Origin of the sequence: Auritidibacter sp. NML130574 (assembly GCF_003185725.2) — a bacterium.
In the GTDB taxonomy this organism is placed as follows: domain Bacteria; phylum Actinomycetota; class Actinomycetes; order Actinomycetales; family Micrococcaceae; genus Auritidibacter; species Auritidibacter ignavus.
Genome location: NZ_CP031746.1, coordinates 374,124 through 390,960 on the forward strand (window position 1 = coordinate 374,124; position 16,837 = coordinate 390,960).

The 16,837-nt window shown below is 60.1% G+C and carries 12 protein-coding genes, 1 tRNA gene and 1 riboswitch; of the genes, 7 read left to right on the plus strand and 6 right to left on the minus strand.

Annotated features, from left to right (window positions below):
* Window positions 1–41 precede the first annotated feature (41 nt).
* Window positions 42–1,157 carry an ADP-ribosylglycohydrolase family protein gene (locus DCC27_RS01785; RefSeq protein WP_158524696.1) on the minus strand — a complete coding sequence of 372 codons (1,116 nt, stop codon included), beginning with the start codon at window positions 1,155–1,157 and terminating at the stop codon, window positions 42–44.
* 18 nt (window positions 1,158–1,175) lie between these two features.
* Between DCC27_RS01785 and DCC27_RS01790 the strand changes: the two genes are divergently transcribed.
* Window positions 1,176–2,372 carry an exonuclease SbcCD subunit D gene (locus tag DCC27_RS01790; RefSeq protein ID WP_110100302.1) on the plus strand — a complete coding sequence of 399 codons (1,197 nt, stop codon included), beginning with the start codon at window positions 1,176–1,178 and terminating at the stop codon, window positions 2,370–2,372.
* Window positions 2,369–5,533 (plus strand): AAA family ATPase, encoded by a 3,165-nt coding sequence (locus tag DCC27_RS01795; RefSeq protein WP_110110032.1) that lies wholly within the window; start codon window positions 2,369–2,371, stop codon window positions 5,531–5,533. The genes DCC27_RS01790 and DCC27_RS01795 overlap by 4 nt, the downstream gene beginning before the upstream one ends.
* A gap of 22 nt (window positions 5,534–5,555) precedes the next feature.
* Here the strand turns inward: DCC27_RS01795 and DCC27_RS01800 are convergent, their stop codons facing one another.
* The 4 genes from DCC27_RS01800 to bcp form a co-directional block, all read right to left on the minus strand.
* Entirely contained in the window at window positions 5,556–7,037 is a 1,482-nt protein-coding gene (locus tag DCC27_RS01800; RefSeq protein WP_110100304.1) for a malate:quinone oxidoreductase, read from the minus strand.
* A gap of 120 nt (window positions 7,038–7,157) precedes the next feature.
* The gene (locus tag DCC27_RS01805; protein ID WP_110110033.1) at window positions 7,158–8,858 is read right to left on the minus strand and encodes an ABC transporter substrate-binding protein; all 1,701 of its coding nucleotides are present in this window, start codon (window positions 8,856–8,858) and stop codon (window positions 7,158–7,160) included.
* 56 nt (window positions 8,859–8,914) lie between these two features.
* Window positions 8,915–8,995 (minus strand) — tRNA-Leu (locus DCC27_RS01810).
* Between the two features lie 102 nt (window positions 8,996–9,097).
* A complete protein-coding gene (gene bcp / locus DCC27_RS01815; RefSeq protein ID WP_110100306.1) occupies window positions 9,098–9,580 on the minus strand; it encodes a thioredoxin-dependent thiol peroxidase in 483 nt (160 codons plus the stop codon).
* A gap of 159 nt (window positions 9,581–9,739) precedes the next feature.
* On the opposite strand from bcp, the gene DCC27_RS01820 reads away from it, so the two are divergent.
* Window positions 9,740–10,378 (plus strand): HdeD family acid-resistance protein, encoded by a 639-nt coding sequence (locus DCC27_RS01820; protein ID WP_110100307.1) that lies wholly within the window; start codon window positions 9,740–9,742, stop codon window positions 10,376–10,378.
* Between the two features lie 112 nt (window positions 10,379–10,490).
* A complete protein-coding gene (locus tag DCC27_RS01825) occupies window positions 10,491–13,268 on the plus strand; it encodes an HAD-IC family P-type ATPase (protein WP_110100308.1) in 2,778 nt (925 codons plus the stop codon).
* Window position 13,269: 1 nt separating this feature from the next.
* Here DCC27_RS01825 and DCC27_RS01830 read toward each other — a convergent pair whose 3' ends face one another.
* Window positions 13,270–13,533 (minus strand): hypothetical protein, encoded by a 264-nt coding sequence (locus tag DCC27_RS01830; protein ID WP_110099748.1) that lies wholly within the window; start codon window positions 13,531–13,533, stop codon window positions 13,270–13,272.
* Between the two features lie 226 nt (window positions 13,534–13,759).
* On the opposite strand from DCC27_RS01830, the gene DCC27_RS01835 reads away from it, so the two are divergent.
* The 3 genes from DCC27_RS01835 to DCC27_RS01840 all read left to right on the plus strand — a co-directional run bounded on the left by DCC27_RS01835 (window position 13,760) and on the right by DCC27_RS01840 (window position 16,392).
* Entirely contained in the window at window positions 13,760–14,755 is a 996-nt protein-coding gene (locus tag DCC27_RS01835) for a bile acid:sodium symporter family protein (protein ID WP_110100309.1), read from the plus strand.
* A gap of 765 nt (window positions 14,756–15,520) precedes the next feature.
* Complete coding sequence (locus tag DCC27_RS12625; RefSeq protein ID WP_255410735.1) at window positions 15,521–15,649, plus strand: hypothetical protein; 129 nt, start codon at window positions 15,521–15,523, stop codon at window positions 15,647–15,649.
* 23 nt (window positions 15,650–15,672) lie between these two features.
* Complete coding sequence (locus DCC27_RS01840; RefSeq protein WP_148707492.1) at window positions 15,673–16,392, plus strand: Rib/alpha-like domain-containing protein; 720 nt, start codon at window positions 15,673–15,675, stop codon at window positions 16,390–16,392.
* Between the two features lie 318 nt (window positions 16,393–16,710).
* Window positions 16,711–16,828: riboswitch (SAM riboswitch) on the plus strand.
* Window positions 16,829–16,837: the final 9 nt, after the last annotated feature.

Genomic DNA, 16,837 nt, shown 5'->3' on the forward strand with positions numbered 1-16,837 from the left:
TGCCCGCCTCGAGCGATGACCGGCCCGAGAGGGGCTTGACACTAACCTGTCGTTTCCGGGAGTGGTTCGGTGAATTTCAACCAGCGGGTCGCCATCTCGTCGAGGACTGCAACCTGATCGGCCGCGAGCGCCGATTCCAGATCGCTGCGGCGGTGGTGGGGTAAGTGCCCGTCACGGGCGCCGAGTAGTTGCCCGGCGATGCTCCCCAGGGTGGACAGATCCTCGTGCGGCGCCTGTCCGAGACAGTCGAAGAGCTGATCAGCCAGCACGCCGAGCGAACCCGACGGATTGGTTGCCACCATCCCGAGTGCGCAGGCGAGCACACGATCGGCGGGAACACGCTGGGGATGGTCAGCATCGCGACCTGGGTTCAACGTGGGCTGTTCGGTGTAGCGACCGATCTGTGCTAACACCGCGCTCAGTTGTTCCTCCACGGAGTTCTCTTGTCGCAGGTACTTCAGTGCTTGGTGCACCGCACGGTCAAGATCGGATCCCGCCAGTAGCTCGGTCAGTATCAGGGCGAAGACCGCAGCCGATACCCAGGCTGTCGTGGACCCGTGGGTGAGTACTACGCTTTGGCGAACCAAGGAGATCCGCAGACGGTGATCAATATCTGGCAACATCGCATACCCGCTGGCCCGGGACACCGCGGTGGCGGTCACCGCGTCCGGATTCGCCACACGGTTGATCAACCGCATCTGGGTATGTTCCAGTCCGGATAAACATACCGGGTCTGGGTGCCGTTCGTGGCCCAATGGCTGATCGTCTGCATCAATCCAGCGCAACAGTGGTCGGGGAGTGTCTTCGGGAAAATCTCCGCGCTGGCTTCGGTACCAGCGCAACATGGCCAGCCAGACGGTGGCGGGCGGGTCGGCGGCCGATCCCTCAGCGGCCCACTCCATGACCTCCAATAGCCCGTCCATGACGTACAGGCTCATCTGTGTGTCATCGGAGATCGCCAGCGGAGACGATGAGCTCTTGGTGCCCTGTTCCCAGCTACATCGGTACCCCAATGCATCCCCGACAGCTCCGGAATGCAACGTCGCCCGGATCCTGTCCGCTGCGGTCACCGCACCGTGATCAGGCATGTGTGGATCGGGGCCGGGGTCAGTGGAGGATAAAGCACACACATCGGAAAGTTTATCTTGTCCAGACATGCACCATAGGCTGGGCTCATGCGAATTCTTCATACCTCGGACTGGCACATTGGTCGGAGTTTTCACGGCACCGGCATGTTACCGGTCCAACAGCGTGCTCTGGAGCAACTGGCCGAGATTGTGGTTCAGCACGGAATTGCGGCGGTGGTCGTCTCAGGTGATATCTATGACCGTGCCCTGCCGGCCGCCGATGCGGTCCGCACGCTGGATGCCGGCCTCGCCACACTACGGGAGACCGGAGCGGAACTGGTGTTGACCTCCGGCAACCACGATTCCTCCATTCGGTTAGGCTTTGGCCGCGAGCTCATGCGGGCCTCCGGGGTTCACTTTCGCACCCAAATTGCTGATATCACCCACCCGGTGGTGCTCGAGGATCCCGACGGTGGCACCGTGGCGATCTGGGGGATTCCCTATCTGGACCCCGGGACCTCCGCCGGGCACTGGGGCGTCGAACCCCAGCACACCGCCGTCATCCAGGCCGCCGTCAACGACATCCGCCAGGCCCAAGAAAGCCAACAGCACCTCGGGCGCGATCAGGCCGCCCACGTGGTGATGGCGCACCTGTTTGCCGCCGGTGGTACCGGATCTGATTCTGAGCGCGACATCGGTGCCCATCATGACGAAACCACTGTGGGCACCCTCGGCCAGGTTCCGGCCAGTATCTTCGACGGCTTCGACTACGCTGCGCTCGGGCACCTCCACGGGCGACAGACGATCTCCCCCGCGGTGCGCTATAGCGGTTCCCCGGTGGCCTACTCCTTTTCCGAGGCGGATCACACCAAAGGAGCGTGGGTGATCACCACTGGGCAGAACCGCGTCACCGATATTCAACCCGTTGACCTCAGCGCCGGGAAGAAGCTGGCCCGGCTCACCGGTGAAATTGACGACCTGCTGGACAACCCCGAGCACACCTGGGCCGAAGACGCCTGGTGCCAAATCACCGTTACCGATGAGCAACGACCGCCACGGGCCTATCAGCGACTGAAACAACGGTTCCCGGACCTGTTGAACTTCATACTAGCCCCCTCCGGGAACCCGCCGACCCGGCAATTGACCTACGCCAAACGGTTGGCATCGGCCACCACCGACCTGGACGTGGTGACCGACTTTATCGACCATGTCCGGGGTCGCCCAGCCTCCCAGGCAGAAAAACACTGGATCAGCCAAGCCTTGGAACAGGTAGGCCGTGAGGGAAGGGACGCTAATCTCCGATGAGAATCCACCGCCTCGAAATTCAAGCCATCGGTCCCTTTGCCCAGCGCGAGGTGATCGAATTCGACCGGCTCAACCAGGCCGGATTGTTTTTGCTGGATGGCCCCACCGGGTCGGGAAAATCCACCATCCTAGCCACCTTAACCTTCGCGCTGTACGGTACCGTACCCGGCGAACGGAAAACCGACTCACTGCACTCGACCCTGGCCGGATCCTCCACCCGGCCGGAAGTGGTCTTAGACGTCTCGGTGGCTGAGCGGCGGTTTCTTATCACGCGCTCGCCGAGTTATCAGCGCCCTTCGAAACGGGCCAAGAACGGTGTGGTGAAAGAAAACTCCACTGTCAGTGTGTCAGAACTGTTGCACGGCGCCTGGCGTGAGGTGACCACCCGAGCCGATGAAGCCGGTCAGCTGATGAATGCGGTGCTGGGGCTCACCGCCGAGCAGTTCATGCGCGTGATCCTGCTCCCACAGGGAGAATTTGCGGCGTTTTTGCACGCCAGTTCGAGCGAACGCCAGGCGCTCTTACGCAAACTGTTCGACACTGCCCGGTTCGAGCAAGTGGAAGACGCTCTCAAAGACGAACGCGACGCACTCGAGCACCACCTCGGGTCTGAAACCGATCGGATCACATCGTTGCGTCACGATGTGATCACTACCATCTCGGCTTTGACGCAGGAGGCTTGGTGGGCTGAGAACCAGGCTCCGGAAAGCGCTGAAGAATTGGACGATGAGACGCTGGCGACACGGGCGACCGAGACGATGGCGGGTTTAGTGGCCTCAGCCCACCACCGGCAACAAGAACTCTCTACAACAGAAAACACCCTTCGACAGCGAGTCGAGACGATCACCCGTGATCTCACCTGCTTGGACCAAGCCACCTCGTATCACCAGCGACGCAACCAACACGAGCACCAGCGGGAGCAGATCAGTCTTGTCACACAGCAACTGGCTGCTCATCGCGTGGCCGAACCGGTGTGGCGTGCCGTCCAAGCGGTCTGCAGAACCGCTCAGGTGGTTCAGGATCAAGCGAAGGCGCTCGCTGAGACCTTCACCGCTGGGCAAGATCATCCGCTGATCCAGACCTGGGCGCGCGCGGCAGAGCTCGGTGTGGCACAGTTTGCAGACCATCTGGATGACCTCGGCGAGTCGGATGCCGGCCTGCAGGCATTGAGGCAGGGATGGAATGACGTGCAGCGACAAGCCGACCGGGCGGTAGACCGGCTCTCGGACCGACACCAGCAAGCACGTGAGATCAGGGAACTGGCAGACAGCATTACCGGAGGTGAGCGCGAGCTCGAGGAGCTCGACGAGACCCTTCAGGTTCGCAAAAACAAGCGCGAAGAGATGGCGGGTCAACTGAGGGAACTGGCCGGAAACCTGGAGGAATTACACGGCACTGAGGAACGATTGGAAGCCGCAGAACAACGCCACCAGCAGACCGAAACAGCACTAACAGCCGCTCGAGCGAGGCAGACCGCGAAGAAAACACTTAGCGAAGAGCAACATAAGCATCACGATGCGGTAGATCAAGCACAGCGGGCGGTGGATACCTATCAGCGGCTGGTGCAGGCACGCCTGGATGCTGCAGCCGAGCTGTTGGCCGAAGAACTGGTTCAGGGACAGCCCTGTGCGGTCTGCGGTTCCATCGAGCACCCGGCCCCCGCCCAGGGGCAGGGGCTCGAAGAGATTTCGCAACACCGCGTGGAACAAGCCCGTCAGCGTGCTGACGAGCTGCACACAGCCCGCGTGCAACAGGACAAGGTGCTTCAGGCGGCTCGCGACGAGCACGAAAGGTTGCTGGCAGCAAGTTCAGGTGTGACCCCCGAGGAAGCCAGCCAAACCAGAGATGAGGCGAAGGAACACGTGGTGCAGCTCCGAAAGGACGTACAACGCTATCGTCAGCTGGTTCAGGACCAACAGCGTGCCGAACAGGCCATCGAGAAGATCACCACCATGCTTCCCGATCTGGAAGCACAACGAACCGCAACCGCGACAACCCTCGAAGCGCAACGAGAACGACAGGAGAACCTCCAGGAGCAACTGCACAAGGCGCTGGGTTCCTATGCCTCGGTGAGTGAGCTACAGGACCACACCGAGCAAGCGCATCGACTCGTCGCCGCCATCAGCCAGCGCCTCGACCAACTTGGTGTCGCGGTGGCACGACGAGATCAGGCCATCACCAGCCGAGACCTTGCGCTGAAACAAGCTCAAGAACACGTGAAGACTCACCGACTGACCATCGATGCCAGCTCCGTGGAGGCCATCACGGCAGCGGTGATGGAGGATCGCTCGGTGACCGAAGCCGAACAACAAGTGACCGACTGGGACGCTGAGTCGGCACGATTAGCCGAGTTGGCAGAGCATGAGCACGTCGTCCATGGCCTGGACTTACTCGCCCAGCACCACAACGACCCGGAGGAACACCCGCTACCGAGTCAACAAGTGTTGAGCGCCCACCGGCAGCAACTGGAGGAGACCATTCGCAACCGGCAGGCCGCCGATTCGCGTCGCGGGACCGTCGAACACGCCCACCAACAGGTCACCGCTGAAACCACCGAGCTACACCAACGCTCCAGTCAAACCGCCGAGGTCGCAGAGAAGCACCAGCAACTTGACGATCTGCTCAAGGTGGTGCGGGGTCAGGGGGAGAACTCCTACAAGATGTCACTGGGTAGTTATGTGCTGACCGGGCGCTTGGAGAAAGTCGCTGCGGCAGCTTCAGAACGCTTGGAGCGGATGACACAGGGCCGCTACAGCCTGGAACACGATGATGCTGGCCAATCCCGCGGGAAATCCGGGCTCGATCTTCAGGTCCGCGACCACCTCAATGACACCTACCGCGCCCCAGCGACACTGTCCGGTGGCGAAAGCTTCATGGCCTCCTTGGCTCTCGCGCTGGGGTTGGCCGACACAGTTCAAGCCGAGGCCGGCGGGATCACGATGGACACGTTGTTCATTGATGAAGGGTTTGGATCTCTGGACTCCGAAACCTTAGAGCAAGTCATGGAGGTCCTCAACGGATTGGGCGATGATGGTCGCACCATCGGGTTGGTATCTCACGTGGAATCGATGAAACACCAAATTCCGACCCGTATCCGGGTCACAAAAACACCCCAGGGCGTTTCCAACCTCGAGTTGGTTCAAAACACCACCGGGGTGTAAACCCCATGACTGGGGGCCTGGCTTAGGCCAGTTTCAGTGTCTTAGCATTCTCGGCGACAATTTCTTCGTACAGGTCCGGATTATCGGCCAGCTTCTGGCCGAAGGACGGGATGATTTCTTCCAAGGTCGGACGCCATTGCTCAGCCCGGGCCGGGAAGCACTTATTCAGCAGGTTGAGCATGATCGGTGCCGCGGTGGAAGCACCCGGGGAAGCACCCAGCAGGGCCGAAATGGTGCCATCCTCGGAGGTGACCAGTTCGGTACCGAACTGCAGCACGCCGCCTTTCTTGGCGTCCTTTTTCATCACCTGGACACGCTGACCGGCGGTGATCATCTCCCAGTCCTGCTGGTCACCGGCCGGATAGAAGTCCTCCAGGGATGCGAATTTCTTGGACGTGGAGGTGGTCAACTCCGAGACCAAATACTTGACCAGATCCAGGTTGTCCTTGGCCACGTTGAGCATCGGCAGAATATTGTGTCCACGCACCGACAGCGGAAGATCCAATAAGGAGCCGGTCTTCAGGAAGTTGGTGGAGAACCCAGCGTAGGGGCCAAACATCAGCGAACGGCGCCCGTCGACAAAACGGGTATCGAGGTGCGGGACCGACATCGGAGGAGCACCGACCTGGGCCTGACCGTAGACTTTGGCGTTGTGCTGGGAGATGACCTGCTGGTTATGGCACCGCAGGAACTTCCCGGAAATCGGGAAACCGCCGAAGCCTTTGGCCTCAGGGATACCGGAGGACTGTAGCAACGGCAGGGCGCCACCGCCGGCACCAATGAAGACGAAGCGTGACCGGGCAGTGAATTCCCGGTCGCCGATCTTGTCCTTGACCGATACCTCCCAGCGACCATCCGAGCCACGTGTTAGAGACTTGACCTGGTGGCCGAAGCGGATATCAACGTAATCGTCGAGCTGAGAAACCAGCTGGCGAGAGAGCGCCCCGAAGTCCACATCGGTACCGGTCTCCACGCGGGAGGCAGCCAGTCGTTGGGAACCAATGCGTCCCTCGGTGAGCAACGGAGCCCAGGAGCCGATGGTCTCGGGATCCTCGCTGTATTCGATGTTGGAAAACAGTGGGTGAGCCTTCATCGCCTCGTAGCGGGTCTTCAGATAGTTCGCATGATCATCACCCCACACGAAGCTCATGTGTGGCAGACGGTGAATAAAGCTCTGCGGGTCGGTCAGGGTGCCGTTACGCACCAGGTAGGACCAGAACTGTTCGGAGACGTGGTACTGCTCGTTGATGTTGACGGCCTTGGTGATGTCTACGGATCCGTCAGCTTGCTGTGGCGAGTAGTTCAGTTCGCACAGTGCGGCATGACCGGTACCGGCGTTGTTCCAGGGGTCAGAAGACTCCTGACCGGCCTGATTGAGGTTTTCGTACAGGGCAACTGACCAGTTCGGCTCGAGAACCTTGAGGAAAGTTCCGAGCGTGGCGGACATAATCCCGCCCCCGATCAGAACAACATCATAAACGGGGGAGTCGCTTTCGTGCGGCACGTCTATCTCCTGATTTTCGGATCGACTATCTGACCGGCGCGCGGCCGCGGATCATCTAACAGGTTCACTCTACTACCGATCAGCCGGATCAGCTCAGTCTCACCGCGTCACAGAGATGGGTTACTGGCTGAGCCGCAGGTGGTCAAAATGTTCATCGAGCACCGGCGAAATCGGGTAGTACTGCACCCGAGACCCCGAAGCCAGCGAGGAAATCGGAAAGGCCAGCGGAAAAGCCGGCAGATCCAGAGCGGCGGCGCGAGAAATACGGGCGAGCTGTCGGTCACGGGCGGAAGAATCCAATTCGCTGCGGGCGGTGCGCAGTGTCTGGGCTACCATCGGGTTTTCCCACCCGAATTCGGGGTTCGGGGGTCCGAACAGTCGAGCCAGCATGCGTAACGGGTCGCGGGTGACCGCGTGGGCACCGAGTAGGTGGAAGGCCCGGTTGGAATTGGCGGACAGGACCTGTTGCAGGTAGTAGTCCTCCCAGGGGACGGGCACCGGTTTGAGCACCAGGCCAATGGTTGCCAGATCCTCCGAGATTTTGGCGTAGACCGCCTCGGGATTGGGTAGATATGGACGACCGACCTCGATCGGATACCAGAACTCCAGTTCCTGGCCTTGATAGGCCGATGAGTCCAGCAACTCTTGGGCTCTGGCTACGTCGAAAGGATAGGACTGGATGTCTTCTGGGGCCTGCATGATCGCTGGCGGGAGGAAATGATCGGCCACCATCGACCCGGACAGCATGGTTTCGTTGACCAGGTCTTGGCTGTCAATCGCGTGGGCGACCGCCTGGCGCACTTGCAACGAGGACACCACCGGGTGCTGCTGGTTGAAGCCCACATACACGGTGGACATCGGGTCGCGCTGAATGACTTGGAAACCGTTTTGCACCAACGGGCGTAAGACCGCCGGGGCTACCCCATCGAATGCATCGAGCTGGTCGGACTCGAGGCCGTAGAGTCGCTGGTGCACACTGGTGACCACCACCGCGTGGACTTCGGTGACCTGTTCTTCGGTGGGAATATCTGGATTGGAAACGGCCGTCTCGGTGCGGGTCAACGTCACGCTGGTTGCGTCCGAGTCGAAGTTCTCGGGCCAGGTAAAGCTACCGGTGCCCGATAGGGGAACCATCGGCCAGATGATCTCGGTCGCCTCGGGGTCAGCATTCAGGCGGGATAGTTCCTGATCGAACGCCGGCCAGTCCTCAGGGCAGGTGATGGCAAAAGACGGGTCCGTCAGCGCCGAGACCAAACCTGAGATCGGTTGGTGAAGCTGAAGTCGGAAATGGGTATCATCGACGGCCTCACTGGAGTCATACAGACACTCGGTCTCACCGGTATAGCCGCCAAAGACTATGGCGAAGGCCAGTCGGGGGCGCGTAGATATTCCCGCCTCGTCTAACCGCTCGGGAAGGGTGGCCCAGCGCTGAAAATTTTGGGCCACGATCTCGGCAGTCAGCGGTGTTCCGTCGTGGAACTCTACGTCGTCACGCAACGTGAAATCGTAACGCAAATGGTCGGCAGAACGGTCCCATTCCAGTGCCAGTCGGGCGGTGGGTTCACCGGTGTCCGGGGTGATAGCCACCAGTGTGTCGTAGACCTGTCGGGTGAGCCGCAACGAATCGTGGTCACTGACCACCGAAGGATCGGTGGACATCGGCCGACTGGGAATGCCTAACCGGAGCGTGCCGGAGGATGGCTGGGCCAAACGGGGTGGTTTCGGGGTGGAAGCCACGGCCGGGGAAAGGTGCCGGGCGCCGACCAGACCGAGCCCACCGGCAGCAACCGCACTCAGCAACGAGCGGCGTGAGAGTTCCATAGCTAGCCCCCATCACGCGATGACTCGGTAGATAACTGCTCACTCAATCTCAACAGTGCGGGCGGGGGGACTTGAACCCCCACGTCAAAGACACTGGAACCTAAATCCAGCGCGTCTACCAATTCCGCCACGCCCGCAACGGTCGGCGAAGACCGTAGACCAGTGTAGCTGAAACGACTTCCGTTTACCGCATTTGTCGGCCCCTGGCTAGTCTGGACCGTCTGGTGGGTCTCGTTTGGTTAGTCCAATCCGAGGTCGCGACGCAATTTCGACACGTGCCCTGTGGCGCGAACATTATATTGAGCCAGTTCGACGGTGCCATCGGGACCAACAACAATGGTCGAACGAATCAAGCCTTCGGTGACTTTTCCGTAATTCTTTTTCTCGCCCCAGGCTCCGTAGGTTTCGGCGACGGCGTGATCGGCATCGGAGAGCACCGGGAAATTCAAATCTTCTTTCTCCGTGAATTTTTCGAGCTTGTCGACCGGGTCCGGCGAAATACCCACCACCTGGTAGCCATCCTGTGCGAAGCGGTTGAGGTTATCTCGGAAATCGCACGCCTCGGTGGTGCACCCAGGAGTCATCGCCCGAGGATAGAAATAGACGATTACTTTGTCACCGGAATAATCGCTGAGGCTGACCTGCTGGCCGCGGGCATCTGGCAAGGTGAAATCGGGGGCAACATCGCCCTGGACGAGTCGAGCGGTTTGTGCATCAGTCATACCCCTACTGTGGCACAACTTCAGTAACAGTGAAACACGAAGACATCGACTAGCAAAAACTGGAGGGTGACGGCGAGGATAGAACTAAACACACCTCAGGACCGATTTCAGCAATTGCTCATAATCGCCGCTGATCACAACCACTTTAAGGAGCCGGTTATGTCCACCCCTCACGACGCCTCTCAACCCTCCGAGACCCCTCCCGAATTCGTCGCACAGGACCAGGTGCGCAGCTTCGTGCGGAAACTGAGTTTCGGGACCATACTTTTCCGCGGGATTTTTGCGTTGATCATCGGTGTGCTGATGGTGCTGGCGCCAGCAATTCTCGCCCCCGCGCTCGGCACACTGGCAGCGGTCTTTATCGGGGTTGGACTGGTGGTCTACAGTGTGGCGGAATTCGTTGATGCCCATCGTGAGCGTAAGGCCGATGAGCCTGGCTGGGGCTGGATCGTGGCCACCGGCATCATCTCGTTGCTGCTGGGGTTGCTGTTCATCGTTTTCCCGCTGATTTCCGGAAGCGTGCTGTTGTTGGTGGCGTCCTGGATTATCGTCGCCGCCGTGTTGTTGCGCGGAATCTTCGTCATCGCCTCTCGGTACACCGGTGGCTGGAGCACCCTGTTGGGCGTGCTGATGATGATTGCTGGTCTGGTGCTCGGCGTACTTTTGCTCGTCCAGCCTGGGGCCACCATCATCAGTCTGGTGTGGGTACTCGGCCTGTTTGCCATCATCTCGGGGATTATTTCCTTGGTGCTAGCGTTCCGCGTACGCAAAATTCTCAAAGACGCCGGCGTGAAATAGCTGGCGTTGTGTTCGGAGGCGTTAGCAACGTCTCAACCCCTCTGAGCAGGTTGATTGCCTAGAATAAGACACGGAGAGACTGAGCAGTACAGGCCAGGATGAGGAGACTGCGTTGGCCACCACGACCGTCCAGAAGACATCGTCATTATTCTCACCTCCCAACGCCCAGCAATGGCATGAGCTCAGTGTTGACCAGACCTTTCAGGCGGTGGAAACCACCGCTGAGGGACTCAGCTCCCAGGAGCACCAACGACGCTTAGAGAAATGTGGCCCCAACGGGTTGCCCACCTCCGACAGCGACGCGTGGTATGTCACCTTGGCCAAACAGTTCCGCTCACCGATGGTGCTCTTTTTGGCCGTCGCCGCGGTGGTGACCGCTGTACTGCAGGAATGGTTCGATGTCCTGGTGATCGTTTTGGTGTTGTTGCTCAACGCCAGTATCGGTTTCTGGCAGGCCCGCAAAGCAGAACGTGATGTCAAAGCCCTGCAAGAACTATCGGCCCCGACCGCGACGGTGATTCGAGCAGGCGAACAGTCGCAGATTCCGGCCAGTGATGTCGTTCCCGGTGATGTGCTGTATCTGGAATCGGGGGACCAGATTGCCGCCGATGTGAGAATTCTGGAGTCTAACGGCCTCCAAGTTGATGAATCCATGCTCACTGGAGAAGCGATGGCGGTGAGCAAACACGACGAGGTCCTTGAGGCCGATATCTCCCTGGGCGACCGCATCAATATGGGCTACTCGGGCACCCTGGTCATTTCAGGCCGGGCCCGCGGTGTGGTGGTCGCCACCGGTACCGATACCGAGCTGGGACACATTGCCGAACTGGTCAGCACAGAATCGGCCAAAACACCGTTGCAGATTCTCACCGACCAGCTGGAACGCAACATCGCCTACGTGATTCTGGGCGTGGCGATCCTGACCTTCATTTCTAGCCTGATCATGGGCACCACGATCGGCGATACCTTCCTGATCACTGTCGCCTTGGTGGTCTCCGCGATGCCCGAAGCGCTACCCATTGTGCTCTCAGTAGCCATGGGCGTCGGTGTGTCTCGTATGGCCAAACACCGTGCGGTCGTTCGCCAACTCCACAGTGTCGAAACCTTGGGATCCACCACCGTGATCGGATCCGATAAAACCGGGACGCTGACGGTCAACCGTATGACCGTCGAACAACTGTGGACTCCAGATGCGGGAACCGTGACCATCAGCGGGGAGAACCGTGAAGAGCTGGAAGATTACACCGCAGCGCAGACGCAGTGCTTGCGCACCGGGGCGCTCACCAACGACGCCGTTCCGGCAGCCGAGGGCGACCGCGACGGTGCGGATGCCGATAGTGAAGGAACCGACAGCGAAGGTTCTCTGCTTGATCTGATCGGTGACGCGGTGGATGTGGCCATGGCGGTGTCTGGGCTCGAATCGGAACAGGTCACGAGCCAGGAGCGGGGTCAAACGCCGATGGCCTCCATGCCCTATGAGCCCGAGCTGGCCTACTCGCAAACCATCCGCACTGATCCGGATGGTACCGCGGTCTTGCATGCCAAGGGTGCTCCTGAAACGATTTTGGATTTCTGCACCGTGGACGAGGAGACCGCCCATAAAGCCCGGAAAGCCGTCTCGGAGATGGCTCACCGCGGGCTGCGCGTGATTGCCACCGCTCACCGCCAGATTGCCGACGACGAACTCGACGAGCTGGTGGAAGAGTTCGAAAACTCTCAGGCTCCGAGACCCACCGGAATGGAACTCAGTGGTCTGCAAGCGATGATGGACCCACCGCGTGGGGGCGTGGAAGACGCTATTGCCCAGTGCCGTGAGGCTGGCGTGCACGTGATGATGATTACCGGTGATCACCCCACCACCGCCGCGGCGATCGCCGACCGGTTGGGTTTGGCCCCGACACAGACCACCAGCTCCCGCCACTCCGAAGCGGAGTCGGTCATCACCGGCACCGAGCTGGCGGAACTGTCTGATCCTGAACTGGTGGAGCGACTGCCACAGATCACCGTCGCTGCCCGCATGTCACCGCAGGACAAACTGCGCGTCGTCAAAGTTCTGCAAGAACAGGACAAAATCGTGGCCATTACCGGTGACGGCGTCAATGACGCGCCGGCGCTGAAAGCCGCCTCGATCGGTGTGGCGATGGGCGAGTCCGGCACCGACGTGGCCCGGGAAGCCTCCGATGTCGTACTCACCGACGACAACTTCGTGACCATCGTCGAGGCGGTGCGCCAGGGGCGCATTACGTTCTCCTCGATTCGTAAAGCCACCTTCTTCCTGCTCTCCAACGGTCTTGCCGCGTTGATCGCGGTCGCCGTCAACACCTTCACCGAGTTACCACTGATCTTCTTGCCGGTGATGTTGCTGTTCATGAACGTGGTGACCAACGGTATTCAGGACATTGCCCTGGCCTTCGAAAAAGGTGAAGGAGACGAACTGGACCAGTCTCCCCGACCACGTTCTGAGGGCGTACTGAACCGCACCATGTGGTTGCGCACGGTGATCACCGGTACCTGGATGGGTGTGGGCACCTTGCTGGTTTACCGGATGGCCCACGAAGCTGGTCTCGAGCTCGACCACTGTCGTACCCTGGCATTGATCACCATGGTGATGTTTAACTTCTTCCAGGTGTTCTCCGCCCGGGCAGAACGTCAATCGGTGTTCCGGCTCAACCCCTTCTCGAACCCGCTCCTGCTCATTTCAGCGCTGGCTGCTCTGGGGTTGCAGTGGTTGGCATCCAGTTGGGAGCCGATCGCGGATCTGATTGGTCTGACCGCCTTGTCGGTCACCGAATGGCTGATGTGCACGGCGATCGGATCGACGGTGCTGTTGATTGTTGAGGGCGAGAAGCTGGTGCGCCGACTGGCACACCGTGGCTCTGCTGACGGTTAGATCACCGCTGAGAACGGTGCGAGCTCGAGGAGCTCGACGAGCCCGTGCCTGAGGAGTCAGTTTCGGCGGAACGGCGACGGACCTGATACAGCCACAAACCCAGGACCGCTCCGGCCAGGGTAAACAGTGCGATGGTCACCAGCGTACCCAGCAGATCCTCGATGATCCGTTGGCCGGTCAGCCACCGGATGCCCTCGACGACCGAGGACGCCACGAGCCCGATGAGAGCGCCGATGATCAGGGCTTTTCTGCTGTTGAGCGTCATCTGTGTTCATCTCCTCTACACGATTGGCCACCGTGACTCCAGCCTACAACTCACCCCATCTGAACCTGAGCTCGCACTACCGGTGCTCACTATGTGGTCACCGGTGGTCATCGGTTTTGACACGACACCAGACCAGGGATTCTACTGAACCGACAGATAGACCGATCTGCACCGCCCGCTGCGTGGTGTCGGACCGGAGACACCTCGTGACTCGAAGGCAGGTACTGTGGCTGAACAAGACCCCAGCACTCAAGAACTCACCCACACCGCACAGGTCAAAGAAGACCGGTCAGCCCGGCTGGCCGTGACGGTTTTCCCAGCCATTATTATTGTGGCTTTTCTCGTGGGGTTCTTCTTCCCCGACCAGACCGCCGGGCTGGGAGAGTTCACCAATATTGCCTTGGGGATCATCATGTTCGCCATGGGACTGACGTTAACCCTGCCGGACTTTGCGCTGGTGGTTAAACGTCCCCTGCCGGTGCTGTTGGGCACTATGGCTCAATACGTGATCATGCCGGTGCTTGCGGTGGGACTGGTGTGGATTTTCCAGCTCCCTGCGGAGTTGGCGGTCGGGGTGATTCTGGTCGGTTGTGCCCCCGGCGGGACCTCCTCGAACGTGATTACCTATTTGGCCAAGGGGGATGTGGCGCTGTCGGTGACGATCACCTCGGTTTCGACCCTGCTGGCCCCGATTATTACCCCGCTGTTGACCCAGTGGCTGGCCGGAGCACTCTTGCCCGTGGATGCCGGGAGCATGGCGTGGTCTATCGTGCAGATGGTGCTGATCCCGATTGTGGCCGGTCTGCTCGTGCGGTGGCTGTTGCGTCAGTGGATCGACAAGATTCTGCCACTTTTACCGTGGGTGAGTGTGCTCGGCATTGCCTACGTGGTGATTGCTGTGGTGTCCGGTTCTGCTGATGCCATCGTCACCGCTGGCTGTTTGGTGCTACTGGCGGTCATCGTGCACAACGGGATTGGTTACCTGCTGGGCTATGGCGCCGCGCGGTTATTTGGCTACCCCTCGCGTGTGGCCCGCACGACCTCGGTCGAGGTCGGGATGCAGAACTCTGGACTGGCCGCAACGCTCGCCGCGTCCCACTTCAACCCCACCGCGGCGCTACCGGCCGCCGTATTCAGTGTTTGGCACAATATTTCTGGCGGATTGCTAGCAGTATTCTTCCGCTGGCGTGCCGCGCAGCACGCCGAACGCTCACTGGACTAGGGGCTTTTCGGAAGATTTCTACTCGATGGTAAGAGCCTGATTGCTGGAGTGGAGACGTTGCTTGCCATCACACCTGGTGTCCGGACACGTGACGATCTTTCCAGCGGTTGAGATCAGTGTGACCGCAGAAACGAGACCAACATGCCTGCTACCCTGCAGGAAAGGCGCCACCGGGTTTGCTCAGCGCACCGGAAAACGCGTCCATCGATCATTCTCGGTACCAGCGTGTTGACCTGTGGGCTTCTGGGTGCCGGTGTGCCCGTGGTGACCGCAATCCCGATCCCGCCCCTGGCTAACACCCCCGTGCAGGATGCACACCACAATGGGGTGGGCACCGCCGACGTGGCTCACCAATTCTCGAGTGCGCCCACACCGAGCCAGGAGTTGCACTGGCCCCAGACACGACCCGATGGTGCGACACAATCCGGACTCGTGGTGCATCACCCTGGCCGGGGAATCCCCGTCGAAGAATTCACAGGATCTCAGCCCCTGGCGTTCCCAGCACGTCACACACGGACACCACGAGCCCAGCCACGGTTCGGGAACGTTTCCAGAATCCCTACCTCGATACCGGCTACATGATGACCCGCGCGCCACGCGCGGGCGAGACTCTGACCGCGATCTTAGATGACTGGGTTGATGAACGTGATGCGACCTCGTCGGAGACGTTGAGGCAGAATTCCCGCCTGCGGATTGGAACGGGTGGTGAGCCCCCGACTACTCCCAGGATCCCTCGGAGAAGTTCCCTATCAGTGCGAAGCACCGATGCATAACTGGGAGCCGGTGACGGTCAAAGCCGGCGGAGATGATGCAAAGACCAATGATATCGGTGATAAACCGGCCCCGAATAGCGCCGTGAAGTACACGCCGGATGCCCCGAAGGACTTCCTGTGACGGTTAATCCGGAGAATGGTGAGGTGACCGCAACGGCAGACAGCACGGTCGAGCCGGGCTCCTATACCGTTCCGATTCAGCGCACCTTTGGTGATGGTCACCCTGATGAACTTCAGGTTAAGGTTATCGTGGCTCAAGTCCCTGTCTACGAGCCCATCACCGTAGCGATGAACGAGGAAGCGACCGTTGCGGTGCCACGCGGAAACGATGGCAACCCGTTGCCCGACGGCACCACCGTCGATGTCGACGGAGAGTGGCCACAGTGGGCCGCACTGCAACAGGATGGTTCCATTGCCGTCGCACCCACCCCACAGAACGCCGAACCGCGGGAGTATACCGTGCCGGTGACGATTACCGTCACGTCTGCGAGCGAGCAGTATGGTCCGGGATATGAGGCGGTCACCACTGCACCGGGTGGAACGGTTGCGGCCCCACAAACCGTCGAGCCGCAACTGCCAGAGGGGACTCGATTTGCAATCGACGAGTCATTTACCGTCCCAGACGACTGGGAGATCTCGCTTGATGAGACCACGGGAACCATCACGTACCGTGCGCCTGAGAACGCCGTGGACGAGGACAAAAGCGGTGGATCCGGAACCGCAACGGAGGGTGCTGCACCGAACAAGCGCCGCTTGGATGAGCAGTCTGGTGCAACTGGCTCTGGTTCGTCCTCAGACGTGGCGACTACCGGTACCGGAAACATCTTGGCCATTGCCGGCCTGGCTGTGGGCTCGATTGTGTGAGGAACCATTTTCGTCCCGGTGCGCAACCGCCGGGTGCACTAAGCGTCACCTGATCGTCGAATAACGACGGCACGGAAGACACACCGCGACGCTGGCCGCGTGGGGAAAGAACCCGGCGCGGCCAGCGTCGTCATAATGTGAGATATTCACGGTAATGAAGGTTTGACGACAGAATATGACGGGTCCTCCACCCGGTGCTTTGACCACTATCAGGGCGATTTTTAAAGTGTCTTTCAGAGTGGGTGGCGGTAGCGGAGGTTGAGACCAAATTCGTTAGACCAACCACTCCTCGAAAACAAGTAGAATACTTTGACAAAGGATCACGAGAACCGGTTCAACAAGCTCTGACTGGCCGGTCGGCAACCCTTTCCGCTGTGACGGGGTGCCTCAGATGATGATCCGGTCTTCAGCACACCGCTGGAGGCAAGCACGGCGTGCCCAGCAC